This window comes from Enterobacter sp. LM3 (genome assembly GCF_046622475.1).
Taxonomy (GTDB): domain Bacteria; phylum Pseudomonadota; class Gammaproteobacteria; order Enterobacterales; family Enterobacteriaceae; genus Enterobacter; species Enterobacter cloacae_P.
In genome coordinates this window covers 82,929-107,433 of the sequence record NZ_JBJURN010000014.1, presented here as the reverse complement: position 1 = coordinate 107,433, position 24,505 = coordinate 82,929, and the positions used below count along the sequence as shown (strand labels likewise).

Annotated in this window: 22 protein-coding genes and 2 pseudogenes; 12 read left to right on the top strand and 12 right to left on the bottom strand. The window is 52.2% G+C overall.

What is annotated here, in order from left to right; genetic code table 11:
• Positions 1–57: 57 nt before the first annotated feature.
• Both mobB and mobA read right to left on the bottom strand, forming a co-directional pair.
• Positions 58–561, bottom strand: coding sequence for a molybdopterin-guanine dinucleotide biosynthesis protein MobB (mobB, locus tag ACJ9N4_RS15410; protein ID WP_182919148.1), 504 nt, complete (start codon positions 559–561; stop codon positions 58–60).
• Positions 558–1,142 (bottom strand): molybdenum cofactor guanylyltransferase MobA, encoded by a 585-nt coding sequence (mobA, locus tag ACJ9N4_RS15405; protein WP_182273224.1) that lies wholly within the window; start codon positions 1,140–1,142, stop codon positions 558–560. The genes mobB and mobA overlap by 4 nt, the downstream gene beginning before the upstream one ends.
• 68 nt (positions 1,143–1,210) lie before the next feature.
• Here mobA and ACJ9N4_RS15400 point away from each other — a divergent pair, with 68 nt between their 5' ends.
• The 3 genes from ACJ9N4_RS15400 to dsbA all read left to right on the top strand — a co-directional run bounded on the left by ACJ9N4_RS15400 (position 1,211) and on the right by dsbA (position 3,193).
• Complete coding sequence (locus tag ACJ9N4_RS15400) at positions 1,211–1,480, top strand: YihD family protein (RefSeq protein WP_010436801.1); 270 nt, start codon at positions 1,211–1,213, stop codon at positions 1,478–1,480.
• Positions 1,481–1,555: 75 nt separating this feature from the next.
• Positions 1,556–2,542, top strand: coding sequence for a serine/threonine protein kinase (locus ACJ9N4_RS15395; protein ID WP_411500600.1), 987 nt, complete (start codon positions 1,556–1,558; stop codon positions 2,540–2,542).
• 27 nt (positions 2,543–2,569) lie between these two features.
• Positions 2,570–3,193, top strand: a complete 624-nt coding sequence (gene dsbA, locus ACJ9N4_RS15390) for a thiol:disulfide interchange protein DsbA (protein ID WP_182919146.1) — start codon at positions 2,570–2,572, stop codon at positions 3,191–3,193.
• A 23-nt stretch (positions 3,194–3,216) separates the two neighbouring features.
• Here dsbA and ACJ9N4_RS15385 read toward each other — a convergent pair whose 3' ends face one another.
• Positions 3,217–4,125, bottom strand: coding sequence for an acyltransferase (locus ACJ9N4_RS15385; RefSeq protein ID WP_182919145.1), 909 nt, complete (start codon positions 4,123–4,125; stop codon positions 3,217–3,219).
• A 438-nt stretch (positions 4,126–4,563) separates the two neighbouring features.
• Here ACJ9N4_RS15385 and polA point away from each other — a divergent pair, with 438 nt between their 5' ends.
• Positions 4,564–7,356: a DNA polymerase I gene (polA, locus tag ACJ9N4_RS15380; protein WP_182919144.1), complete on the top strand. Its 2,793-nt coding sequence runs from the start codon at positions 4,564–4,566 to the stop codon at positions 7,354–7,356.
• A gap of 313 nt (positions 7,357–7,669) precedes the next feature.
• Here polA and yihA read toward each other — a convergent pair whose 3' ends face one another.
• The gene (gene yihA / locus ACJ9N4_RS15375; RefSeq protein ID WP_182273229.1) at positions 7,670–8,299 is read right to left on the bottom strand and encodes a ribosome biogenesis GTP-binding protein YihA/YsxC; all 630 of its coding nucleotides are present in this window, start codon (positions 8,297–8,299) and stop codon (positions 7,670–7,672) included.
• A gap of 580 nt (positions 8,300–8,879) precedes the next feature.
• Here yihA and yihI point away from each other — a divergent pair.
• Together yihI and hemN are read left to right on the top strand one after the other, a co-directional pair.
• Positions 8,880–9,395 (top strand): Der GTPase-activating protein YihI, encoded by a 516-nt coding sequence (gene yihI, locus ACJ9N4_RS15370; protein WP_182273230.1) that lies wholly within the window; start codon positions 8,880–8,882, stop codon positions 9,393–9,395.
• A 188-nt stretch (positions 9,396–9,583) separates the two neighbouring features.
• Positions 9,584–10,957, top strand: a complete 1,374-nt coding sequence (gene hemN, locus ACJ9N4_RS15365; RefSeq protein WP_182919143.1) for an oxygen-independent coproporphyrinogen III oxidase — start codon at positions 9,584–9,586, stop codon at positions 10,955–10,957.
• 99 nt (positions 10,958–11,056) lie between these two features.
• On the opposite strand, the gene ACJ9N4_RS15360 is transcribed toward hemN, so the two are convergent.
• The 4 genes from ACJ9N4_RS15360 to glnA form a co-directional block, all read right to left on the bottom strand.
• A complete protein-coding gene (locus tag ACJ9N4_RS15360) occupies positions 11,057–11,167 on the bottom strand; it encodes a YshB family small membrane protein (protein WP_148422545.1) in 111 nt (36 codons plus the stop codon).
• A gap of 109 nt (positions 11,168–11,276) precedes the next feature.
• Positions 11,277–12,689 (bottom strand): nitrogen regulation protein NR(I), encoded by a 1,413-nt coding sequence (gene glnG / locus ACJ9N4_RS15355; RefSeq protein ID WP_182273232.1) that lies wholly within the window; start codon positions 12,687–12,689, stop codon positions 11,277–11,279.
• A gap of 11 nt (positions 12,690–12,700) precedes the next feature.
• A complete protein-coding gene (gene glnL, locus ACJ9N4_RS15350) occupies positions 12,701–13,750 on the bottom strand; it encodes a nitrogen regulation protein NR(II) (protein ID WP_182919142.1) in 1,050 nt (349 codons plus the stop codon).
• 286 nt (positions 13,751–14,036) lie between these two features.
• Entirely contained in the window at positions 14,037–15,446 is a 1,410-nt protein-coding gene (gene glnA, locus ACJ9N4_RS15345; protein WP_182273234.1) for a glutamate--ammonia ligase, read from the bottom strand.
• Between the two features lie 378 nt (positions 15,447–15,824).
• Here glnA and typA point away from each other — a divergent pair, with 378 nt between their 5' ends.
• The 5 genes from typA (at position 15,825) to fabY (ending at position 20,676) form a co-directional block, all read left to right on the top strand.
• Positions 15,825–17,648, top strand: coding sequence for a ribosome-dependent GTPase TypA (gene typA / locus ACJ9N4_RS15340; RefSeq protein WP_182273235.1), 1,824 nt, complete (start codon positions 15,825–15,827; stop codon positions 17,646–17,648).
• 133 nt (positions 17,649–17,781) lie between these two features.
• Positions 17,782–18,381: a glucose-1-phosphatase gene (gene yihX / locus ACJ9N4_RS15335; protein ID WP_182919141.1), complete on the top strand. Its 600-nt coding sequence runs from the start codon at positions 17,782–17,784 to the stop codon at positions 18,379–18,381.
• Positions 18,375–19,256 (top strand): virulence factor BrkB family protein, encoded by an 882-nt coding sequence (locus ACJ9N4_RS15330; RefSeq protein ID WP_182919140.1) that lies wholly within the window; start codon positions 18,375–18,377, stop codon positions 19,254–19,256. The genes yihX and ACJ9N4_RS15330 overlap by 7 nt, the downstream gene beginning before the upstream one ends.
• A complete protein-coding gene (gene dtd, locus ACJ9N4_RS15325; protein ID WP_182273238.1) occupies positions 19,253–19,690 on the top strand; it encodes a D-aminoacyl-tRNA deacylase in 438 nt (145 codons plus the stop codon). Before ACJ9N4_RS15330 ends, dtd begins: the two co-directional genes overlap by 4 nt.
• A gap of 44 nt (positions 19,691–19,734) precedes the next feature.
• On the top strand, positions 19,735–20,676 hold the full coding sequence (fabY, locus tag ACJ9N4_RS15320; protein ID WP_182273239.1) for a fatty acid biosynthesis protein FabY: 942 nt from the start codon (positions 19,735–19,737) through the stop codon (positions 20,674–20,676).
• 13 nt (positions 20,677–20,689) lie between these two features.
• Here fabY and ACJ9N4_RS15315 read toward each other — a convergent pair.
• Positions 20,690–21,608, bottom strand: a pseudogene (locus ACJ9N4_RS15315) (alpha/beta hydrolase).
• A 149-nt stretch (positions 21,609–21,757) separates the two neighbouring features.
• Between ACJ9N4_RS15315 and ACJ9N4_RS15310 the strand changes: the two are divergent.
• A pseudogene (locus tag ACJ9N4_RS15310) lies at positions 21,758–21,998 on the top strand (PIN domain-containing protein); the annotation flags it as partial.
• A gap of 39 nt (positions 21,999–22,037) precedes the next feature.
• Here the strand turns inward: ACJ9N4_RS15310 and fdhE are convergent.
• From fdhE to fdxH, 3 genes are read right to left on the bottom strand one after another with little or no spacing between them, the layout of a single operon-like run.
• Positions 22,038–22,967, bottom strand: coding sequence for a formate dehydrogenase accessory protein FdhE (fdhE, locus tag ACJ9N4_RS15305; protein ID WP_182273241.1), 930 nt, complete (start codon positions 22,965–22,967; stop codon positions 22,038–22,040).
• On the bottom strand, positions 22,964–23,599 hold the full coding sequence (gene fdoI, locus ACJ9N4_RS15300) for a formate dehydrogenase cytochrome b556 subunit (RefSeq protein ID WP_182273242.1): 636 nt from the start codon (positions 23,597–23,599) through the stop codon (positions 22,964–22,966). The genes fdhE and fdoI overlap by 4 nt, the downstream gene beginning before the upstream one ends.
• Complete coding sequence (gene fdxH / locus ACJ9N4_RS15295) at positions 23,596–24,498, bottom strand: formate dehydrogenase subunit beta (protein ID WP_182273243.1); 903 nt, start codon at positions 24,496–24,498, stop codon at positions 23,596–23,598. The genes fdoI and fdxH overlap by 4 nt, the downstream gene beginning before the upstream one ends.
• Positions 24,499–24,505: the final 7 nt, after the last annotated feature.

Here is a 24,505-nt window from a genome sequence, read left to right as displayed (position 1 = left end):
ATGCACAGTAAAAACCTGCAGGCCAGGCCAGGCCAGGCAAAGCCGCCGCCCGGTAAGTCAGACCGCACGCCACCTCAAAATAAATTCCGTAATCCCATCCACATTATTCAAATTCAGCACCGGTACCTCCAGGGGTAAGGCAACGTCACTGGCTACTGCAACCACATGCTCATCCAGCGTCAACTCGCTAACGTCATGCCCAGCATCACTTCTGAATAACAGGATTTTAGGCACTGCCTCATGCTTAAATCCCTCTACCAACACCAGATCCAGAGTGGAATGATCCATCCGACTGACCAGGTAAGCGAGATCCAGCGGTGCTTCATCCGGTGTTTCAGTCATCAACGCCCAGCGCTGATGACTCGCCACCATCGTTTGTGCTGCTCCTGCCTTACGTAACTCATAGCTGTCTTTGCCGGGTTTATCGACATCCATATTGTGATGTGTGTGCTTAATCAATCCGGGACGAATACCTTTAGCACAAAGTGCAGGTATCAGTTTCTTCAGCAGCGTGGTTTTACCTGTTCCGCTCCAGGCAGAAATCGCTAATACGGGGATCATTTATTCTCCTGCATGGTCTGCAAATCTTCGGTCGTATTCACATTCACAAACGCAGATTTCAGATCGCTAAAATCAATCGGATGGCCGCCTGACTGACGCATAAACACCATCACCCTTCGCTCTCCTGTCGCCAGATAATTTTGCAGGTCAGGTACTAACGATCTGTTAATCAATGCGATAGCAGGATGATCGCGCTCGCCGTCATGCACCCAGACAACAGGGAAATCACCGCGCTGCTGCACCAGACGTTCAACCAGACAGGCCGGGATAAACGGCGTATCACACGAACAAAAGAGAAACCACTCACCCTTTGACTGTTGCATAACCGAGAGCATCCCAGCCAGCGGCCCAGGGTAATCCGCCAGGTTATCCTGATACACAGGGAACCCGCTGCGTTGGTAAATATCGATATGGCGATTAGCACTGATAGCGATTGCCGACACCTGATTTGCAAGCGTATCAGCGACATGTCGCCATAATGGCTTACCGTTGAGGAGCTGAAGACCTTTATCTTTTCCGCCCATGCGCGTTGCTCTGCCACCGGCCAACACGACCCCGATAATTTCCTGGCACTGATTCACTAATATCGCCTCTTTTATTGTGGGATTGACCCTGCTAACGTGTCTCTCTAAATGAAAGGAGCACCACCATGAAATGTAAACGTCTTAATGAAGTCATTGAACTCCTCCAGCCGGCCTGGCAAAAAGAGCCAGAGCTGAATCTGATGCAATTTTTACAGAAACTGGCGAAAGAGTCAGGTTTTGACGGTGAACTGACGGACCTTTCTGACGACATCCTGATCTACCACCTCAAAATGCGCGATTCCGCCAAAGATGCTGTCATTCCTGGTATTCAGAAAGATTATGAGGAAGATTTTAAAACCGCATTACTGCGTGCGCGTGGCGTAATTAAAGAGTAAAAGCTTGTAAGCGGCGACACCGAAATCGCCACAAGATGATATCCTGAATCATTCGTATAATTTCCGGATGATCGGATGAACGACCAGGCTTTTACTTTCCAGACATTACACCCGGATACCATTATGGATGCGCTGTTCGAGCAGGGCATCCGGGTGGATTCCGGGCTAACCCCTTTAAATAGCTACGAAAACCGCGTCTACCAATTTCAGGATGAGGATCGTCAGCGCTTCGTCGTAAAGTTCTATCGTCCTAAGCGCTGGTCTGCAGAACAAATTCAGGAAGAGCATCAGTTTGCCCACGATTTGCTGGATGACGATGTTCCCGTTGCTGCACCCCTGAAATTTAATAACCAAACGTTGCTGACGCACGAAGGGTTTTACTACGCCGTATTCCCCAGTCTGGGCGGCCGTCAGTTTGAAGCTGATAATATTGATCAAATGGAATGGGTTGCCCGTTACCTGGGACGCATTCATCAAACGGGACGTGAAAAACCGTTTATTGCCCGCCCGACTATCGGTATTCAGGAATATCTCATCGAACCCCGCCAGGTATTTGAAACCTCGGCACTCATCCCTGGCGCATTAAAGGATAATTTCCTCAACGCGACGGATAAACTTATTGATGCGGTTAAAGCCTGCTGGCGTGATGATATTTCAACGCTGCGTCTTCATGGTGATTGCCATGCAGGCAATATTCTCTGGCGTGATGGCCCACTGTTTGTCGATCTCGATGATGCGCGTATGGGACCCGCTGTTCAGGATCTGTGGATGTTGCTCAATGGCGACAAAACTGAGCAACGCATGCAGCTTGAAACTATTATTGAAGCGTATGAAGAATTTAGCCCTTTTAATTCAGACGAAATTGCCCTGATAGAACCTTTACGCGCGATGCGTTTTGTTTATTATCTTGCCTGGTTAATCAGGCGTTGGGATGACCCCGCATTCCCCCGAAATTTCCCGTGGCTTACCGGGGAGGATTACTGGCGCAACCAGATATCCACATTTACTGAGCAGGTTAAGGTTCTTCAGGAACCCCCTCTGCAATTAACGCCGATGTATTAATTGGACACACCCAGGAGAGAGTTAATCATGAAAAAAATTTGGCTGGCGCTGGCAGGTATGATTCTGGCATTTAGCGCTTCTGCTGCACAGTTTACCGACGGTAAGCAGTACATCACGCTGGATAAGCCAGTGGCCGGCGAACCACAAGTTCTGGAGTTCTTCTCATTCTACTGCCCGCACTGCTATCAATTTGAAGAGGTGCTGCATGTTTCTGACAATGTGAAGAAAAAGCTGCCGGAAGGTACCAAAATGACCAAGTACCACGTTGAATTCCTGGGCCCATTGGGTAAAGACCTGACTCAGGCGTGGGCGGTTGCGATGGCGCTGGGCGTGGAAGATAAAATCACCGCTCCAATGTTTGAAGCCGTACAGAAAACCCAGACCGTTCAGACCACTGCGGATATTCGTAAAGTGTTCGTGGATGCCGGTGTGAAAGGTGAAGACTACGACGCGGCATGGAACAGTTTTGTGGTGAAATCTCTGGTTGCCCAGCAGGAAAAAGCGGCTGCTGACCTGCAGTTGCAGGGTGTTCCGGCGATGTTTGTTAATGGCAAATATCAGCTGAACATGCAGGGTATGGATACCAGCAGCATGGATATCTTCGTACAGCAGTATGCAGACACCGTGAAATACCTGGTTGGGAAGAAGTAAGATTGTTGATGTAAAAACGCCGGTCAATGACCGGCGTTTTTGCATGAAGATTTAATGTTGTCTATCTGCTCGTCTTTCTCTTTCCAGAGTGTGTTAAGCCAGAGCTGGAAACGACGTTTGAAATTCTTATCATTAACGTAATCGCCATGCAGTTCCGCTTCAATCGGTACCAGATCAACACGAACAACAATACGTGTCAGTTTGCCGCTGAGCATGTCGAAGAACGGCGTTGTGTCGTTCTCCGGGTAGCAGAGCGTGACGTTCAGTAATTTATCGAACTGCTCACCCAGCACGTTCAGCGCCATCGCAATGCCTGCAGCCTTAGGGGGCAGCAAGTTTTGATATGGGGAGCGAGTCTGTTGGCGCTTCTCTTCAGTAAAGCGGGAGCCTTCAACAAAGTTAACAATCGTCGTAGGATGCGCGCGAAACTTCTCACAGGAGCGACGTGTGGTTTCCACATCTTTACCGCGACGCTCAGGATGACGAATTAAATAACTACGTGAATAGCGTTTCATAAACGGCATATCCAGTGCCCAACAGGCCAGACCGATAAAGGGTACCCAGGCCAGTTGTTGTTTCAGGAAGTATTTGTTCATCGGGATATGCTTGCGGAACAACACGCATAAAACCACGATATCAGCCCAGCTGTGGTGGTTGCAGATCAGCAGATACCAGTTCTTTTTGTTGAGCCTTTCCAGACCTTCAACATCCCACTTCAGGTGAGGGTTCAGGTACAGCAAGATGGCCAACCCTTCGCACCAGCAATACATCATGAAATTACAAAACGCAGACACAGCCCGCCACACCGAGGGGAGAGGTAACAGCAGTTTAATTATTCCGGCGACAATGATCGGCACAGAACAGGCGATAGTCACAAGAATAGTTAAAATGATGCTTAACAGTAATGTTATTGCAGCGAGCAATCTCGACATGATGAGCTTTTTCAGATAGTTAGCTGTAAGGAGGCGACGGTTATCCGGCGCTGGGCGCTGATTTTACCAGAAATTAGACAAAAGAATGGCGCTTTCACGCTGCGAGTTTGTGGCTTTTCCTGCTCAGCAGCGAATTTATCCATGTTTGAGCTGTTAACGGGTCTTATATCCACATAGACTAAATAGTCATCAGACAGGTATGCCAATGATGGGTAATATATAACAAATTGATTTAAAACAGGAAAATATACTGCCGCATACAATGATAGCGGCAGTTATTCATCTGAATTGAAAGTATGCACAAACTTATCCACAGTTTTATTTTTGCGAACGATCCTCACGATCGCAAAATCTTTTCCTGTATCAGGCGCTAATAACTGATGTTTTCATCCTTCTGTGGCATCCTTTACCCATAAATTGATTAAAGGCACGGACATTATGGTTCAGATCCCAGAAAACCCTCTTATTCTCGTCGACGGCTCTTCTTACCTGTATCGGGCGTATCATGCGTTTCCTCCTCTGACCAATAGCGCAGGGGAACCGACCGGCGCAATGTACGGCGTCCTGAACATGCTGCGCAGCCTGATCCTTCAGTATCAGCCAACCCATGCGGCAGTCGTTTTTGATGCGAAAGGAAAAACCTTCCGCGACGAGTTGTTTGAGCATTACAAATCTCACCGTCCACCAATGCCTGACGATCTGCGTGCGCAAATTGAGCCACTGCATACGATGGTAAAAGCGATGGGTCTGCCGCTGCTGGCCGTTTCAGGTGTTGAAGCCGATGACGTGATTGGTACGCTGGCGCGTGAAGCTGAAAAAGTGGGCCGTCCGGTACTGATCAGTACCGGTGATAAAGATATGGCGCAGCTGGTGACACCCGGGATCACCCTGATTAACACCATGACGAACACCATTCTGGGCCCAGAAGAGGTGGTTGCAAAATATGGTGTGCCACCGGAGCTGATTATCGACTTCCTTGCATTAATGGGTGACTCTTCGGATAACATCCCTGGCGTGCCGGGGGTGGGTGAAAAAACTGCACAGGCCCTTCTGCAGGGATTGGGTGGCCTGGATACGCTGTACGCCGAGTCTGACAAAATAGCGGGTCTCACCTTCCGTGGTGCGAAAACGATGGCCACGAAGCTGGAAGATAATAAAGAGGTGGCTTATCTCTCCTATCAGCTGGCGACGATCAAAACTGACGTTGAGCTTGAGCTGGGCTGTGAACAACTTGAAGTGCAGCAACCTTCAGCTGACGATCTGCTGAACCTGTTTAAGCAATATGAATTCAAGCGTTGGATCACCGACGTAGAAAGCGGCAAGTGGCTGCAGGCCAAAGGGGCTAAGCCCACAGCGAAGCCGAAAGAGACGGTTGTTGTAGTTGCAGAAGAGCAGGCAGAAGAAGAAGCCGTAACCCTCTCCTTCGACAACTATGAAACCATTCTCGAAGAGTCGCAACTGGTCGCCTGGATCGAGAAACTGAAAAAAGCGCCAGTATTTGCCTTCGATACGGAAACCGATAGCCTCGATAACATCTCTGCCAATATGGTTGGCCTGTCGTTTGCGACAGAGCCTGGTATCGCGGCCTATGTCCCTGTTGCACACGACTACCTGGACGCGCCGGATCAAATCTCGCGCGACCGTGTGCTTGAGCTGATGAAACCGATTCTTGAAGATGACAAGGCGCTGAAGGTCGGGCAAAACCTGAAATACGATCGCGGTATTCTGCAAAACTACGGCATTGAGCTGCGTGGTATCGCCTTTGATACCATGCTGGAATCCTACATTCTGGACAGCGTAGCAGGCCGTCATGATATGGATTCCTTATCTGATCGCTGGTTGAAGCATAAAACAATCACCTTTGAAGAGATTGCCGGTAAAGGCAAAAATCAGCTGACCTTTAACCAGATTGCTCTGGAAGAGGCGGGTCGCTATGCGGCAGAAGATGCCGACGTGACGCTGCAGCTGCACCTGAAGATGTGGCCAAAACTGCAGAAAGAAGAAGGCCCGCTGAATGTGTTTCGGCATATCGAGATGCCACTGGTGCCAGTACTCTCCCGCATCGAACGCAACGGCGTAAAAATCGACCCAACGGTACTGCATAACCACTCTGGCGAGCTTGCACAGCGTCTGACCGAGCTTGAGCAAAAAGCCCATGAGCTTGCAGGTGAGCCGTTTAACCTCTCATCTCCTAAACAGCTGCAAACTATTCTGTTTGAAAAGCAGGGCATCAAGCCGCTGAAGAAAACCCCTGGTGGCGCGCCATCAACCTCTGAAGAGGTGCTGGAAGAGCTGGCGCTCGATTACCCGCTGCCAAAAGTGATTCTGGAGTATCGTGGTCTGGCGAAGCTGAAATCGACCTATACCGATAAACTGCCGCTGATGATCAACCCGAAAACGGGCCGCGTACATACTTCTTACCATCAGGCGGTGGCGGCAACCGGGCGACTCTCATCGACCGATCCAAACCTGCAGAACATTCCGGTACGTAATGAGGAAGGTCGCCGCATTCGTCAGGCCTTTATCGCACCAGAGGATTACCTGATTGTCTCTGCGGACTACTCGCAAATCGAACTGCGTATTATGGCGCATCTGTCGCGTGATAAAGGTTTGCTGACGGCGTTTGCTGAAGGGAAGGATATCCACCGGGCGACGGCTGCCGAAGTGTTTGGTCTGCCGCTGGAAAGTGTGACAAACGAACAGCGACGCAGCGCGAAAGCGATCAACTTCGGTCTGATTTACGGGATGAGCGCTTTTGGCCTTTCCCGCCAGCTCAACATTCCTCGCAAAGAATCGCAGAAGTATATGGATCTCTACTTTGAGCGTTATCCGGGCGTACTGGAGTACATGGAACGCACCCGAGAGCAGGCGAAAGAGAAAGGCTATGTTGAAACGCTGGACGGTCGTCGTCTCTACCTGCCGGACATCAAATCCAGTAACGCCGCGCGTCGCGCTGGCGCAGAGCGTGCTGCGATCAACGCCCCAATGCAGGGGACAGCTGCTGACATCATTAAACGCGCGATGATCGCCGTGGATGCGTGGCTGGAAAAAGAGAAGCCACGCGTGCGCATGATCATGCAGGTACACGATGAACTGGTGTTCGAAGTGCACAAAGACGAGCTTGAAACCGTATCGAAAAAGATCCACGAACTGATGGAAAGCAGCATGACACTGGACGTGCCATTGCTGGTGGAAGTGGGGAGTGGTGAAAACTGGGATCAGGCTCACTAAGGGTCAGGAGAATAACGCGCGTTTTATGTAAGTTAGCAACATAACGACGTGCGTTTTGTGACGATCATTAGAATTCCCTATGTAAAGAGTGAAAAAAAACTACAAAAAGTGCTTTGTCTACAGATAAAAAAGGGGTAGAGTTAACGACGTAGGGTACAGAGGTAAGATGTTCTATCTTTCAGACCTTTTACTTCACGTAATCGGATTTGGCTGAATATTTTAGCCGCCCCAGTCAGTAATGACTGGGGCGTTTTTTATTGCGGTAAAGAAAATTTCAGGCAAAAAAAAAGCGCGGACATTGCCGCGCTCGCTATTACTCTTCTTCCGCTTCTGTCGCGGGCTCCAGCTCGTTAAACCAGCTATCGAGCTTCTGACGCAGCTTGTCCACGCCCTGCTTTTTCAGCGAGGAGAACGCTTCAACCTGCACATCACCGTTGAATGCCAGTACCGCTTCGCGAACCATATTCACCTGTGCTTTACGCGCACCGCTTGCCAGCTTATCGGCTTTTGTCAGCAGCACCAGCACAGCAATATCGCTTGCCACGGCCCAGTCGATCATCTGCTGATCGAGATCTTTCAGCGGGTGGCGAATATCCATCAGCACCACCAGGCCTTTCAGGCACTGGCGCTTTTCCAGATATTCACCCAGCGCACGTTGCCACTTGATCTTCATCTCTTCCGGTACCTGCGCATAGCCGTAGCCCGGTAAATCGACAAGACGTTTGCCTTCTGCCACTTCAAACAGGTTGATCAGCTGAGTACGGCCAGGCGTTTTTGAGGTACGCGCCAGGCTCTTCTGATTGGTCAGCGTATTCAGGGCGCTGGATTTTCCCGCATTGGAGCGGCCAGCAAATGCCACTTCAATACCCGTATCAGAAGGTAAGTGGCGAATATCAGGCGCACTGGTGACAAAATGCGTCTGTTGGTAGTTCCAGGTAGTCACGTGGTCGTCTCCAAAAATCGTAATCTGTGGGGGATTATACCCGAATGCAGACAAAAGGCTTTTCTCATCGCACTCTGCCTGTAGGCGAACACCCTGGCGGCTGTAGGAGATTTGCCATAGATGCTATAGGAGATTTAAGAGAAATCGCAGGCGTTAAAAAACACAAACTGTTTAAAATCAGATTGTTGTGCTTGAGTAATTATCCGAAAATCCTTTTTTGTACCCTCTCATTGCTTGTTAGTTTAAGCGAACAGGGTAAAGTGTGTGCCAGGGCGAGGATGCCAACAGGATAACGACTTAAGGATAAGGGTCAGGAGCGCCAGGAGGCGAAGACTCAGGATTGTCAGGATGATAAGCGCCTGGAGGCGTTTAAACAGGAAATGGAACCGTACACGGACGGTATATCCGCCAAGGGATAAACAGGGCTTGTTGTAGGCAAACACGGAATGTCTGACCCACTAAGGGTTGTGAGTCAGGAAAAAAGGCGACAGATTGCTCTGTCGCCTTTTTTCTTTGCTTGCTTTCTGCTAGATTTCGCCGCAATTCTATACTGAAGAAAACGACTTAAAGATAAAACATCATGAAAAAACCGACCTCCACAGCGGGCGCTAAACGCCCTGCAAAAGCACGCCGCAAAACGCGCGAAGAACTGAACCAGGAAGCGCGCGATCGCAAACGCGAGAAAAAGCATCGTGGTCATGCTGCGGGTAGCCGTGCGGGCGGTAGCGATGCCACGGGTGCTTCTGCAAAAGGCAAGCAGCAGAAAGATCCACGTATTGGCAGTAAAACTCCCATTCCACTGGGCGTGACAGACACCCCGGTCACTAAGCAGCACAAACCAAAGAGCGAGAAACCTATGCTTTCACCGCAGGCTGAGCTGGATTTGCTGGAGAATGATGAGCGCCTGGACGCGCTGCTGGAACGTCTTGAAGAGGGAGAAACCCTGACCGCTGAAGAGCAGTCATGGGTTGATGCCAAACTGGATCGCATTGATGAACTGATGCAGAAGCTGGGCCTGTCTTACGACGATGACGAAGATGAAGAAGAAGACGAAAAGCAGGAAGATATGATGCGTCTTCTGAAGGGTGGAAACTAACATTTGCACCTGGCAGGCACGATAGTCCTGCTTATAACCCTTCCGGTTATATGTTATCTGGTGTGGTTATTCGTTAAACTACGGCGGTTGTCGCGGCGACAGAAGTGGCTGCGCACCCGGATGATGGCCCGCAGTGGGGCCAGAACGGGCCGCCGTATACGAACGCGACACCAACGGAAGGAGTGAGCATGTCTGTACCATCTATCGACTGGGATTTGGCCCTAATCCAGAAATATAACTATTCCGGGCCGCGTTATACGTCATACCCAACTGCGCTGGAGTTCTCCGATGCTTTCGGCGAAGCGGATTTTCAGCAGGCTGTCGCGCGCTACCCTGAGCGCCCGCTGTCGCTCTACGTCCATATTCCGTTCTGCCACAAGCTCTGCTACTTCTGCGGCTGCAATAAAATCGTTACCCGTCAGCAGCACAAAGCCGATCAGTATCTGGATGTGCTCGAACAAGAAATTCTGCATCGTGCGCCACTGTTTACCGGACGCCATGTTAGCCAGCTTCACTGGGGGGGCGGTACGCCAACCTACCTGAATAAAGCGCAGATCAGCCGTTTGATGACACTGCTGCGCGGCAACTTCAATTTTAATGACGATGCTGAAATCTCGATCGAGGTTGATCCGCGCGAAATCGAGCTGGATGTACTGGATCACTTACGCGCCGAAGGGTTCAACCGCCTGAGCATGGGCGTCCAGGATTTCAACAAAGAAGTGCAGCGCCTGGTGAATCGCGAGCAGGATGAAGAATTTATCTTTGCCTTACTTAACCACGCGCGTGAAATCGGGTTTACCTCGACCAATATCGACCTGATTTACGGCCTGCCAAAGCAAACGCCAGAGAGTTTCGCCTTCACGCTGAAACGTGTGGCAGAACTCAATCCTGACCGTTTGAGCGTCTTTAACTATGCGCATCTGCCGACGCTTTTCGCCGCCCAGCGGAAAATCAAAGATGCCGATCTGCCTTCTGCTCAACAGAAGCTGGATATTTTGCAGGAAACCATCACCTCGCTGACCGAAACCGGCTATCAGTTTATCGGCATGGATCACTTTGCCCGTCCGGATGACGAACTGGCGATTGCTCAGCGTGAAGGGGTTCTGCACCGTAACTTCCAGGGGTATACCACCCAGGGTGATACCGACTTGCTGGGGATGGGCGTCTCCGCCATCAGTATGATCGGCGACTGCTACGCGCAAAACCAGAAAGAGCTGAAGCTTTATTATCAGCAGGTAGATGAAACCGGCAATGCCCTGTGGCGCGGTATCGCGTTAACGCGTGACGACTGCATTCGTCGTGATGTGATTAAGGCGCTGATCTGTAACTTCCGTCTCGGTTTTAGTGACGTAGAAGCACAATGGGATCTGCAGTTTAGCGATTATTTCGCGGAAGACCTGAAGCTGCTTGCACCGCTGGCGAAAGATGGGCTGGTGGATGTTTCGGAGAGCGCCATTGAGGTTACGCCAAAAGGGCGTCTGTTGATTCGTAATATCTGTATGTGCTTCGACGCTTACCTGCGTCAAAAGGCACGTCTGCAGCAGTTCTCACGGGTGATTTAAGATGCACTGCCGGGTGGCGTTTCGTTTACCCGGCCTGCATTTCGCGTTTAGTAGGCCGGGTAAGGCGAAGCCGCCACCCGGCTTTTCATTGGCTACCCGCTAGCTAAACAACCCAACCAGTGCCGCACACAATACCGCTGCAACGGCAGTTTGCGGTGTGTGGCTTTCGGCTGCTCCGCTAGAGAGCAAACTCACTAATGATTCCAGCATGATGGTTCCCCCCATTTCCGGGCACGATCATACAAATTTCATCGATACAGTAAAGCGCAAAATAACAGCAATTTGCGCTCAATTAATCATCTTTACACAGCGGTAAAAATCACTCCATGCCCAGCTCTTTCAGCTTACGTGTCAGGGTATTGCGTCCCCATCCCAGTAAGCGAGCGGCTTCCTGTTTATGGCCCTGCGTATGACGAAGCGCGGTGGTTAACAGCGTGCGCTCCATCTCAGGCTGAGCCTCAGAGAGTAAATTTTGATGACCGGAACGCAGCGCGCGATCGGCCCATTGTGCCAGCAGCGTCGCCCAGCTGTCCGGTAGTGCGTGTCCGGTACTGCTTTCTGGCGCGGTTGCTTCAAACAGTTCAGCGGGTAAATCCTGAATCAGAACTTCCTGCCCGGCGGCCATGACGGTTAACCAGCGGCAGGTGTTTTCCAGCTGACGCACGTTGCCCGGCCAGGCCAGACGGGTAAGTGCGGCGTCAGTTTCCGGGTGTAGCTGCTTGGCTTCCACACCCAGCTCACGGGCGGCCACCTGCAGAAAATGGCGTGCCAGGCGAGGAATGTCTTCACGACGCTCGCGCAGTGGCGGAAGATGTACACGGATCACGTTCAGGCGGTGGAATAAGTCCTCGCGGAATTTCCCTTCCTGCACGCGCAGCTCCAGGTTCTGGTGTGTTGCGGCAATAATACGGACGTCCACTTTTACTGGCGCATAGCCGCCCACGCGATAAAACTGTCCGTCGGCCAGTACGCGCAGCAGGCGGGTCTGAACATCCAGCGGCATATCGCCGATTTCATCCAGGAAGAGAGTGCCTCCATCGGCCTGTTCGAAGCGCCCCTGGCGAATGGTATTTGCGCCGGTAAACGCCCCTTTTTCGTGGCCGAACAGTTCGGATTCAATCAAATCCTTCGGGATCGCCGCCATATTCAGGGCGATAAACGGCGCTTTTGCCCGCGGGCTGTGGCGGTGCAAGGCGTGGGCAACCAGCTCTTTGCCGGTACCCGATTCACCGTTAATCAATACGCTGATGGACGAACGCGACAAACGACCAATGATACGAAATACATCCTGCATGGCTGGCGCTTCGCCGATGATGTCCGTTGTTGGGCCAAAATCGGGGGTATGACGGGGCTGCTGCTGCTCCTGGTAGTGGCTAATGGCGCGTTCAACCAGAGCGACAGCTTCGTCAATATCAAACGGTTTGGGCAGGTAGTCGAATGCCCCTTGCTGATAAGCGCTGACGGCTGCATCCAGATCGGAGTGCGCCGTCATTATGATGACCGGAAGCATAGGATGGCGTTGTTTGATCTGCTTTAAGAGCGCCAGCCCGTCCATTCCCGGCATGCGAATATCCGAAAGCAGAACATCCGGGGTTTTGGTGGTGAGCGCATCGAGCACTTCGCTGCCGTTCTCAAACGTCGTGCAGCTTAATCCTGCTCCGGTGAGTGCGCGTTCCAGCACCCAACGGATGGAGCTATCGTCATCGACTACCCAGACTATCCCTCGTTGCATAAACGTCACCTTTATTTTTTAATCGGCAGGAAAACCGAAAACTCGGTATGTCCCGGCCAACTGGTAAATTCAATTTTGCCAGAGTGTTGGTCGATCAAATTGCGGGCAATGGATAACCCCAGACCAGTGCCGCCTTCGCGACCGCTCACCATCGGGTAGAACAACGTGTCCTGTAAATGTGACGGAATGCCCGGCCCGTTATCCTCAACGTCGATGCGTGCTGCCAGGCGATAGCGCACGCCGTGCAGCGTCAGCTGGAATGCGGTGCGGGTGCGCAGAATGATTTCGCCCCCTTCCGGTCCCAGAGCCTGCAACGCATTGCGCACAATATTCAGCAGAACCTGTTCAATCTGGTCAGGATCGTGCGCCAGTTCCGGCAGGCTTGGGTCGTAATCACGCACCAGCGTGACGTTCTCCGGCAGTTCCATCGAGACGAGCTTCACTACCCGTTCAGCCACTTTATGAATGCTCTCTGAAACATGCATACCCGGCTGTTGCGGCCCCAGCAGACGGTCGACCAGATTGCGCAGGCGATCGGCCTGCTCAATGATGACGTTGGTGTACTCCGCAAGTGTTGGGTCGGGCAGTGCTTTGGTTAACAGCTGTGCTGCGCCGCGTAACCCTCCCAGCGGGTTTTTGATTTCATGAGCCAGCCCCCGTACCAGGTCACGGGCGGCAATTTGCTGCGCATGCTGGAGCTGTTCCTGGCTGAGGCGGCGCTGGTTGTCCATCGGTGCCATTTCAAGCAGGATGAACCCTTCAGGCAGACGCTGCGCCGTTAGCGAAAGAATATGTGAGCGTCCGTCGATCACCAGCGTCACTTCGTTATCGGTGAACCCCTGACCGGACTGCAAACTTTCCTGCATCAGGCCAATATTCAGCGAAAAATAGCTCAACAATTCCGGAAGTGGGGTACCAAACAGTTTGCGTGCGCTTTGTGCGAGCAGTTGCTGCGCCGCCGGGTTGGCGTAATGTACAGCCAGCTCGTCGTCGACCAGCAAAATACTGTTAATTAAAGAATTGAGGATCTGCCCAGCATCGGGCAGCGTGCCAGTTGCCATTCAGCAGTCTCCTGGAGTTGGTTGCACTAATTTAGTGCAGTATAGCTTTTTCGTTGCAAAAAGCGCGTGAGATCAGTTTGTTGGTGGAGAAAAAAGCCCATCCGAAGATGGGCTGAAAGTTTCCACGGCAACAAAAAATCCTCTCGCGTCTTTCTCGCCGCAGCCGCGTTGGCTGCCTTCGTTCACCCCGGTCACATAGCTATCTATGCTCCCGGGGATTCACTCAGTTGCCGCCTTGCTGCGACAAGAAATCCGCCGAGTATTAATTTCTTTCTTTAATTCTGACTTAAACGCTGTAGTACAGTTCGAATTCAACTGGGTGCGGAGTCATACGCACACGGTCGTTCTCTTCAATACGCAGAGCGATGTAAGCATCGATAGCGTCGTCAGTGAACACACCACCAGCAGTCAGGAACTCGCGGTCAGCGTCCAGCGCGTTCAGTGCTTCTTCCAGAGAACCGGCAACCTGTGGGATCTCTTTCGCTTCTTCTGGCGGCAGGTCATACAGGTTTTTGTCCATTGCTTCGCCTGGGTGGATCTTGTTCTTGATACCGTCCAGACCGGCCATCAGCAGTGCTGCGAAGCACAGGTATGGGTTAGCCGCTGGATCCGGGAAGCGAACTTCGATACGACGCGCTTTCGGAGAAGCCACCACCGGGATACGGATAGAAGCAGAACGGTTACGTGCAGAGTATGCCAGCATCACTGGTGCTTCGTAGCCCGGAACCAGACGCTTGTAAGAGTTGGTGGTTGGGTTCGCCAGGGCGTTGATTGCCTTAGCGTGTTTGATTACGCCGCCAATGTAGAACAGTGCCTGCTCAGACAGACCTGCATACTTATCGCCAGAGAACAGGTTGGTACCGTTCTTGGACAGGGACATGTGGCAGTGCATACCGGAACCGTTATCGCCGAACATTGGTTTTGGCATGAAGGTTGCGGTCTTACCGAAACGGTGCGCAACGTTGTGCACAACGTATTTGTAGATCTGAATCTCATCCGCTTTTTTGGTCATGGTGTTGAAGCGGGTTGCGATTTCGTTCTGGCCAGCAGTTGCGACTTCGTGGTGGTGTGCTTCAACCACCAGGCCCATCTCTTCCATCACCAGACACATGGTAGAACGAATGTCCTGTGAAGAATCGACCGGAGGAACCGGGAAGTAACCGCCTTTCACGCCAGGACGGTGACCTTTGTTACCACCTTCGTATTTGGTGGAAGAGTTCCATGCGCCTTCGATATCATCGATAGCAACGTGGGAACCAGAAATTGAAGCGCCGAAACGAATGTCGTCAAACAGGAAGAATTCTGGCTCTGGCCCGAACAGAACGGTGTCTGCGATGCCGGTAGAACGCAGGTACTCTTCAGCACGTTTAGCGATGGAGCGTGGGTCGCGATCGTAACCCTGCAGCGTGCCTGGCTCGAGGATATCACAGCGGATGATCAGCGTTGGCTCTTCGAAGAACGGGTCAATGAGCGCAGTCGTCGCGTCCGGCATCAGAACCATGTCGGATTCGTTAATGCCTTTCCAGCCGCCAATGGAGGAGCCGTCAAACATTTTGCCTTCTTCAAAGAACTCGGCGTTCACCTGATGAGCAGGAATAGTGACGTGCTGTTCTTTACCTTTGGTATCGGTGAAGCGCAGATCAACAAACTTCACTTCATGTTCGTTCAGCATCGTCAAAACGTGTTCAGCGGACATACTTAACTCTCCAGATTGGTCATTGTCGTCGTGGTAACGAGGTCTTCAATTTCTGTTTGTACTGGCCGTGTGCCATGTATTTTTATAAAGCGAAATCTGTGCCAACTTTTAAAACACCCCCAAAAGGCGTTATCATGCGCACCATAGTGCAAAAGGGCTGCACCATGATGGTCATCTTGCACCAGTATAGTGCTTCAATGTGAACATTGAGCACCATATTGGTGCAATTTACGTGAAAGTGCCCTTTTACCGCTCCGTGAAAGCGATCACAAAGCATCTCTGCAATACTTGTTTGCGGGGGATGTTTGTGATCCTGTTTTGTAGTGCGATTAATCCGTGTACAATAACGCGCTATTTCTAAATGCCTGAGGCAAAGTTGTGATCGAAAATTTGCGTAACATCGCCATCATCGCGCACGTTGACCATGGTAAAACTACCCTGGTTGATAAGCTGCTGCAGCAATCCGGTACGTTTGATGCGCGTGCCGAAACCCAAGAACGCGTGATGGACTCCAACGATTTGGAGAAAGAGCGTGGGATTACCATCCTCGCGAAAAACACCGCGATTAAATGGAATGACTACCGTATCAACATCGTTGATACCCCAGGGCACGCCGACTTCGGTGGTGAAGTTGAACGTGTAATGTCCATGGTAGACTCCGTTCTGCTGGTCGTTGACGCAATGGATGGCCCAATGCCACAGACGCGCTTCGTGACCAAAAAAGCATTTGCCCACGGTCTGAAGCCAATCGTAGTTATCAACAAAGTTGACCGTCCTGGCGCGCGTCCTGACTGGGTTGTTGACCAGGTATTCGACCTGTTCGTTAACCTCGACGCGACTGACGAGCAGCTGGACTTCCCTATCGTTTATGCTTCTGCGCTGAACGGTATCGCAGGTCTGGATCACGAGAACATGGCTGAAGACATGACCCCGCTGTACCAGGCGATTGTTGACCGTGTTCCTGCACCAAACGTTGATCTCGACGGCACCCTGCAGATGCAGATCTCTCAGCTCGACTACAACAACTACGTTGGTGTTATCGGCATTGGTCGTATCAAGCGCGGTAAAGTTAAGCCTAACCAGCAGGTTACTATCATCGATAGCGAAGGCAAAACCCGTAACGGTAAAGTCGGTAAAGTGCTGACTCACCTGGGTCTGGAGCGTATCGATAGCGACGTGGCTGAAGCAGGCGACATCATCGCGATCACCGGTCTGGGTGAGCTGAACATCTCCGACACCATCTGCGACCCGCAGAATGTTGAAGCGCTGCCAGCCCTGTCCGTTGATGAACCAACCGTATCCATGTTCTTCAACGTCAACACCTCTCCGTTCTGTGGTAAAGAAGGTAAGTTCGTTACCTCTCGTCAGATCCTTGACCGCCTGAACAAAGAGCTGGTGCACAACGTTGCGCTGCGCGTTGAAGAAACCCCAGACGCTGACGCATTCCGCGTTTCCGGTCGTGGTGAGCTGCACCTGTCTGTTCTTATCGAAAACATGCGTCGTGAAGGTTTCGAGATGGCGGTTTCCCGTCCGAAAGTTATCTTCCGCGAAATCGACGGCCGTAAACAAGAGCCGTTCGAAAACGTAACGCTGGACGTTGAAGAGCAGCACCAGGGTTCTGTCATGCAGGCTCTGGGTGAGCGTAAAGGCGACCTGAAAAACATGAATCCAGATGGCAAAGGCCGCGTACGTCTCGACTACGTGATCCCAAGCCGTGGCCTGATCGGCTTCCGTTCAGAGTTCATGACCATGACTTCTGGTACCGGTCTGCTGTACTCCACCTTCAGCCACTACGACGACGTTCGTCCAGGCGACGTGGGCCAGCGTAACAACGGCGTTCTGATCTCCAACGGTCAGGGTAAAGCGGTTGCATTCGCACTGTTCAGCCTGCAGGACCGCGGTAAGCTGTTCCTGGGTCACGGTGCTGAAGTTTACGAAGGCCAGATCATCGGTATTCACAGCCGTTCTAACGACCTGACTGTAAACTGCCTGACCGGTAAGAAACTGACCAACATGCGTGCGTCCGGTACTGACGAAGCAACGGTTCTGGTTCCACCGATCAAGATGACCCTGGAGCAAGCTCTGGAATTCATCGATGACGACGAACTGGTAGAAGTGACTCCACAGTCTATCCGTATCCGTAAACGTCACCTGACTGAGAACGACCGTAAACGTGCAATGCGCGGTGCGAAAGAAGAGTAATTCACTCCTCTTTTAGTCTGCAAAACCCCGTCCTTGTGGCGGGGTTTTTCTTTTTCTGACCTGGGTTCTGGCGCATAGCCAAACCTTATCTTTCCCGCTACAGTTACTTTTCCACGGCGAGCAGGAGATAAACATGCTTTATATCTTTGACTTAGGAAATGTAATCGTCGATATCGATTTTAATCGTGTGCTGGGTACATGGAGTGATTTCAGCCGTGTTCCACTGGCGACGTTAAAACAGAGTTTCGCGATGGGGGAGACTTTCCATCAGCACGAGCGCGGCGAGATCAGCGACGAAGAATTCGCTGAACGTTTCTGTCATGAAATGGAGCTGCCGTTAAGCTATGAGCAGTTCTCCCACGGCTGGCAGGCGGTGTTTGTTGCGATCCGCCCGGACGTCATCGTCACCATGAAAAAACTGCGTGAGCAGGGGCATCGGGTAGTGGTTCTGTCAAATACCAACCGTCTGCACACCACGTTCTGGCCAGATGAATACCCTGAAGTGCGTGCGGCGGCAGATAAAATCTATCTCTCCCAGGAGATGGGCATGCGCAAACCCGAAGCGCGAATTTATCAGGCTGTTCTCCAGTCGGAGGGATTCTCTGCGGCCGATGCGGTCTTTTTCGACGACAACGCCGATAATATAGAGGGAGCTAACCAGTTAGGTATCACGTCAATTCTGGTGACCGGAAAAGAGACGATACCGAACTACTTTGCGAAGCAGCTATGCTAAAAACCGTTCAGCAAAAAGCCACTCACCATACCCGCCCGTTGCGTGCGTGGCTAAAACTCCTCTGGCACCGCATTGACGAGGACAACATGACGACGCTGGCGGGGAACCTCGCGTATGTGTCGTTACTCTCACTGGTGCCGCTGGTGGCCGTCATCTTTGCGCTTTTTTCTGCTTTTCCGATGTTTGCAGATGTCAGCCTGCAGCTTCGTCATTTTGTCTTTGCGAACTTCATTCCTGCCACTGGCGATGTTATACAGAACTATATTGAGCAGTTCGTTGCCAACTCCAGCAAGATGACGGCAGTGGGGGCGTGCGGCCTGATCGTGACGTCGCTGCTTCTGATGTATGCCATTGATAATGCGCTTAACACCATCTGGCACAGTAAAAAAGTGCGCCCGAAAGTGTACTCTTTTGCCGTGTACTGGATGATTTTAACGCTCGGCCCGTTGTTAGCGGGTGCTAGCCTGGCTATCAGCTCGTATCTTCTTTCGTTGCGCTGGGCCAGTGACTTAAACGGCGTTATTGATAATGTTCTGCGAATCTTCCCGCTGATTTTATCGTGGTTCTCTTTCTGGCTGCTCTACAGTGTGGTACCGACCACTCGCGTGCCTAACCGCGACGCTATCGTTGGGGCGCTAGTGGCGGCGGCGTTCTTTGAACTGGGCAAAAAAGGCTTTGCCCTCTACATCACCATGTTCCCTTCTTATCAGCTGATTTACGGCGTGCTGGCGGTGATCCCCATTTTGTTTGTCTGGGTTTACTGGACCTGGTGTATCGTCTTGCTTGGTGCCGAAATAACTGTCACTCTCGGCATATATCGCGAACTCAGAAAAGCAGCTGAAGCTGAAAAACAACAAGAAGAAAACCAACCATGATTGCATTGATACAGCGCGTAACCCGTGCCAGCGTCACCGTGGAGGATGAGGTGACGGGTGAAATTGGCCCAGGACTTTTGGTGTTGTTAGGTGTCGAAAAGGATGACGACGAACAAAAAGCTAACCGTTTGTGTGAGCGTGTGCTGGGTTACCGCATTTTCAGTGATGCGGAAGGCAAGATGAACCTGAACGTCCAGCAGGCGGGTGGCAGTGTGCTGGTTGTTTCCCAGTTTACGCTGGCCGCAGATACCGAGCGCGGCATGCGTCCTGGCTTCTCCAGGGGGGCCGCCCCGGATCGTGCAGAAGCACTTTATGAGTATTTTGTTGAGCGTTGTCGCCAGCAGGAAATGAATACGCAAACCGGACGATTCGCTGCAGATATGCAGGTCTCGCTGGTGAACGATGGCCCCGTCACATTCTGGCTCCAGATATGAGCCAGTTGGCGGCGTGGCCGCGGGTAACAAGAGAGAGTACAGCTATGTATCACCTTCGAGTACCGCAAACGGAAGAAGAGTTAGAGGTGTATTACCAGTTCCGCTGGGAAATGCTGCGCAAGCCATTACATCAACCGAAAGGATCTGAACGCGACGCCTGGGACGCAATGGCGCATCACCAGATGGTGGTGGATGAAGAGGGTAACCTTGTCGCCGTCGGGCGTCTGTATATCAACGCGGATAACGAAGCGTCTATTCGCTTTATGGCTGTCCACCCCTCTGTGCAGGACAAAGGTCTGGGGACACTGATGGCGATGACCCTGGAGTCAGTTGCCCGTCAGGAAGGCGTTAAGCGCGTAACCTGTAGTGCCCGCGAGGATGCCGTGGAGTTCTTCGCCAAGCTCGGTTTTGTTAACCAGGGTGAAATCACCACACCGCAAACCACACCGGTGCGCCACTTTCTGATGATTAAACCCGTCGCCACGCTGGATGATATTCTGCACCGTGCCGACTGGTGCGGTCAGTTACAGCAGGCCTGGTATCAACACATCCCCCTGAGTGAAAAGATGGGGGTACGCATTCAGCAGTACACCGGGCAAAAATTTATGACCACGATGCCGGAAACCGGCAATCAGAACCCACACCACACGCTGTTTGCTGGCAGTCTGTTCTCACTGGCTACGCTCACCGGTTGGGGGCTTATCTGGTTGATGCTGCGCGAACGTCATCTTGGTGGCACCATCATTCTGGCAGATGCCCACATTCGCTACAGCGCGCCAATTAGCGGCAAGCCGAGCGCCGTTGCCGATCTCGGTTCGCTGGGAGGCGATCTCGACCGTCTGGCACGTGGACGCAAAGCTCGGGTGCAGATGCAGGTAGAGCTGTTCGGTGATGAAACGTCGGGCGCGATATTTGAAGGAACTTACATCGTTCTCCCTGCGAAGCCGTTTGGTGCGTATGAAGAAGGTGGGAACGAGGAGGAGTAATCTCCTCCCGCTGTTATCGCCGGGCGTTTTCAATCCGCCAGGCGATATCCTTCATTACGTCTCGTGCTGAACGGCTGATTCCACCGAGCTGAAAGAAGCCATGGATGACTCCCAGCCAGCGCTGAGCGGTACATACCACCCCCTGCTCTGTCAGATACTGATAAAGCATCTCCCCCTCATCACATAGCGGATCATACTCGGCGGTAATAATGTGTACTGGCGGAAGACCGTTAAAATCATCCCGCCACAGTGGGCTGGCTTCTGGATGCTGACGATCGGTGTCTGCCAGATACATTTCATATCCGCTGAGCAGGGTATCGCGGGTGATAATATAATCTGTGCCATTGAGGGTGTAACTTTCAAAACTCGCCGTGGCGTCGAGCATGGGATAGATAAGTATGAGCTGCGCAGGTTGCCAGAGACCTTTGGCCTTTAGCCGTAGCGCCGTCACCAGCGCCAGATGCCCTCCCGCACTTGTCCCCGCAAAGCGTGATCCGGTTTTTATCTACACCCAACGTGTTCGCATATTGCCAGACCAGTATCGCACCTCTTTCTGCGTCGTCATGCGCGGTGGGGAAGGTATGCTCTGGTGCCAGTCTGTACTGAACCGCAATCACCCGGCAATTGCCGTACCAGGCTAGCTGACGGAGTTGGTTATCATGCGTATCAAAGCCGCCGCTGATAAAGCACCCACCGTGATAGTAGATGGTAGCAGGTAATGTTTCAGGCGCGTTGGGGGGCGAAAATACACGAATAATAAGGCCCTCAAGAACATGCGTTTCAACGTGTATGCGAGTTTCTACCTCTCCGGCAAGTCCCGTACTGGCAACATACCCCGCTCGTCGGGCATTAATATTCTGATGACGTGATGAGGGCCGGCCTGCAGCGATAAATTCCTGAACCAGTTGTTCAATCCCTTTTTCCAGTGCCATGACAGAGTCTCTTTGACTGTATGAATATACAGTTTTATAGCCTGGTTTATTGCTGATGAAAACAAAGAAATTTGGTGAAACCAGAGATCTGGAAAGCGGCTCGCAAATGCGAGAGCTATTTTTGTTATCTGCTTTGACCCTACAAAAAGGTAGGCGCTTGTAAACATGGTCATGAGACGAAAACAGCAGCGATAATGGGCGCGTTTGAAATGATCGATGTCTCGCGGGATATTGCTGAAAGAAGCAGTCTTACTGCGTGAGAAATATGGGATGAAGCTTCCAGACGCCATCATCCTGGCGACTGCTCAGAGCAGAAACTGCCCGCTGATTTCACGAAATACCAAAGACTTTGCGGGTATTGCTGGGGTCATTTCCCCTTATCAACTGTAAGCCGGGCAAGCTTGCGCCGCCCGGCGCTGTCACAAGGGGTTACTCCCCTTCACCCGGGAACAGGAACGGGTTGATAGAGCTGCGGGCAAAGCCCTCTTGCTCCATTTTGGCGTCCAGAATCAGCGAGGCGAGATCGTCGGCCACGGCTTCGACTTTCGGGTCTTTTTCCTGATACAGAATTTTCAGGTAGGTACCACAGTCGCCGCAGCTTTCGGCTTTCACCGCTGCGTCTTCGTTTTCCAGCGACCAGTAGTTGAGATCGCGGGTCTGCTCGCAGTTGCTGCACTTCACGCGCACCACATGCCACTCGGTTTCACACAGGTTGCAGTGCAGGTAGCGTAGCCCCTGGGTGGTACCAATTTGCACCATGCTGGAAACCGGCATCGAGCCACACACCGGGCAGAACTGGCGCGCTTCACCATATTCGGCACGGGCCTTGCCTGGGATGAGGCTTGCCATTTGCGCCCAGTAGAGCGACAACGCAGCCCAGATAAACGGTGCTTTATCACTGCTGACCAGCGAGAAATCAGAAGCAAACAGCGCGCTCGCCATCTCTTCCAGTTCCATATCGGAGGCTTTTTCCAGATTCTCAATAACCGCCAGCGCGGTACCGCTCATCTCCGGTTTTAGCTCAGCAATCAGCGAATGCAGCAGTGTGTGCCAGTGCTTATCGCGCGGCAGTACGTGAATATCCAGCGGCGGTTTACCTTGCTCGCTGGCTTCTTTAATGCGCGCGGTCAGATCCATTTGCAGCGGATGGTCGTACAGCACCACTTCCTGCGCGTGGGCAATGAGCGCGGCAAAACGCAGAAAATCGCCCAGAGGGTTGTTCTCTGCCAGCTCGCGCAGACGCTCTGCGCGGCGGTTATAGAGGTTCTTGAGTCTGGGGAATAACAACGGCGGAATATATTCCGCCGTGCGTTTCTCGCTCGAACCCAGCTCATCTTGCGGGATTATGCGAATACTCATTCAGATGACTTTTCCTGTTTCTGGCGGACTTCACGGTACCAGCGCGGGTGATGTTTCTTCGCCCACGTACTGGTTACCCAGCCTTCCACCATCGCGGTAATGGTGCCTTTCACCCAAAGGGCGGCGTAAATATGCACCATGATAACCACAATTAACGCCACTGCGGCAAATGAATGCAGCATCAGCGCGAATCGGATCACCGGGATTGAGAAAGCAGGCGCAAAGTACGGACGCCAGATGATCACACCGCTTACCAGCAACAGGACCAGGAAGATAATCGCCGCCCAGAATACGCATTTCTGGCCGAAGTTATAACGCCCGGTATCACCCACTTCCTCGTTGACGACGATCTTACGAATATTCTTCGCCCAAAAGATATCATCCCGATTGATTAGGTTATGGTGCCAGTATCGGAAAAACATGATGATGAACGACGCGAACATGATGACGCCAACAAACGGGTGCAGTATACGCGCCAGCTGTGGTGTCCCCATGATCTGCATCAGCCAGTTGAAGGACGGGAAGAAGAACCCTAGCCCGCTTATCGCCGCCAGCATGAAACAGAAGGCGGTGACCCAGTGGTTGATGCGTTCCGGCGCGGAGTAGCGCACGATGGTGTCACGTTTTCTCATTTGCGCACCTCGTCTTTCTCTTCATGCTTGTCGTCGTCTTCCTCTTCCGCGCGGTTCGGGCCGACACCGACGTAGTGGAAGATACTTGCTGCGAAGGTGGCAGCAAAACCGACCGCTGCCAGCGGTTTCCAGATGCCTTTCCAGAACTTAACGGTGGCGCTGATTTCCGGGTTCTCCGGCAGGCCGTGATACAGATTCGGCTTGTCGGCGTGATGCAGTACGTACATGACGTGCGTTCCGCCAACACCGGCCGGATCGTACAGGCCTGCGTTATCGTAACCACGGGTTTTCAGCTCGCCTACGCGCTCAGCCGCCAGCGTTTTCATATCCTCTTTAGAGCCAAAGTGGATAGCACCGGTTGGGCAGGTCTTCACACAGGCGGGTTCCTGACCGACGTTGACGCGGTCAACACACAGCGTACATTTGTAGACGCGGTTGTCTTCCGGGTTCAGTCGTGGCACGTTGAACGGGCAGCCCGCGATGCAGTAGCCACAGCCAATGCACTGCTCGGACTGGAAGTCGACGATGCCATTAGCATACTGAATGATAGCCCCTTCCGACGGACACGCCTTCAGGCAACCCGGATCCGCACAGTGCATACAGCCGTCTTTGCGGATCAGCCATTCCAGTTTGTCGTTCTGCTCCACTTCCGAGAAACGCATCACCGTCCAGGACTTCGCGGTCAAATCCGCCGGGTTGTCGTACACCCCAACGTTATGACCCACTTCGTCACGGATATCGTTCCACTCTGAACAGGCCACCTGACAGGCTTTACAGCCGATACAGGTGGTCACGTCGATAAGTTTCGCCACTTCCTGCTGGTGGTCCCGCGCCTGTGGCGCGGGTGTGAAACCGTTAGTCGCGGAACGACGGATAATGTCTTGAGATTGATAAGCCATAAGTCGT

Excerpts from the sequence above, each read along its gene's own strand:
- mobB (WP_182919148.1), bottom strand. The coding sequence starts at position 561 with ATGATCCCCGTATTAGCGATTTCTGCCTGGAGCGGAACAGGTAAAACC.
- ACJ9N4_RS15400 (WP_010436801.1), top strand. The coding sequence starts at position 1,211 with ATGAAATGTAAACGTCTTAATGAAGTCATTGAACTCCTCCAGCCGGCC.
- ACJ9N4_RS15395 (WP_411500600.1), top strand. The coding sequence starts at position 1,556 with ATGAACGACCAGGCTTTTACTTTCCAGACATTACACCCGGATACCATT.
- dsbA (WP_182919146.1), top strand. The coding sequence starts at position 2,570 with ATGAAAAAAATTTGGCTGGCGCTGGCAGGTATGATTCTGGCATTTAGC.
- ACJ9N4_RS15385 (WP_182919145.1), bottom strand. The coding sequence starts at position 4,125 with ATGTCGAGATTGCTCGCTGCAATAACATTACTGTTAAGCATCATTTTA.
- polA (WP_182919144.1), top strand. The coding sequence starts at position 4,564 with ATGGTTCAGATCCCAGAAAACCCTCTTATTCTCGTCGACGGCTCTTCT.
- yihI (WP_182273230.1), top strand. The coding sequence starts at position 8,880 with ATGAAAAAACCGACCTCCACAGCGGGCGCTAAACGCCCTGCAAAAGCA.
- hemN (WP_182919143.1), top strand. The coding sequence starts at position 9,584 with ATGTCTGTACCATCTATCGACTGGGATTTGGCCCTAATCCAGAAATAT.
- ACJ9N4_RS15360 (WP_148422545.1), bottom strand. The coding sequence starts at position 11,167 with ATGCTGGAATCATTAGTGAGTTTGCTCTCTAGCGGAGCAGCCGAAAGC.
- glnG (WP_182273232.1), bottom strand. The coding sequence starts at position 12,689 with ATGCAACGAGGGATAGTCTGGGTAGTCGATGACGATAGCTCCATCCGT.
- glnL (WP_182919142.1), bottom strand. The coding sequence starts at position 13,750 with ATGGCAACTGGCACGCTGCCCGATGCTGGGCAGATCCTCAATTCTTTA.
- glnA (WP_182273234.1), bottom strand. The coding sequence starts at position 15,446 with ATGTCCGCTGAACACGTTTTGACGATGCTGAACGAACATGAAGTGAAG.
- yihX (WP_182919141.1), top strand. The coding sequence starts at position 17,782 with ATGCTTTATATCTTTGACTTAGGAAATGTAATCGTCGATATCGATTTT.
- ACJ9N4_RS15330 (WP_182919140.1), top strand. The coding sequence starts at position 18,375 with ATGCTAAAAACCGTTCAGCAAAAAGCCACTCACCATACCCGCCCGTTG.
- dtd (WP_182273238.1), top strand. The coding sequence starts at position 19,253 with ATGATTGCATTGATACAGCGCGTAACCCGTGCCAGCGTCACCGTGGAG.
- fabY (WP_182273239.1), top strand. The coding sequence starts at position 19,735 with ATGTATCACCTTCGAGTACCGCAAACGGAAGAAGAGTTAGAGGTGTAT.
- fdhE (WP_182273241.1), bottom strand. The coding sequence starts at position 22,967 with ATGAGTATTCGCATAATCCCGCAAGATGAGCTGGGTTCGAGCGAGAAA.
- fdoI (WP_182273242.1), bottom strand. The coding sequence starts at position 23,599 with ATGAGAAAACGTGACACCATCGTGCGCTACTCCGCGCCGGAACGCATC.
- fdxH (WP_182273243.1), bottom strand. The coding sequence starts at position 24,498 with ATGGCTTATCAATCTCAAGACATTATCCGTCGTTCCGCGACTAACGGT.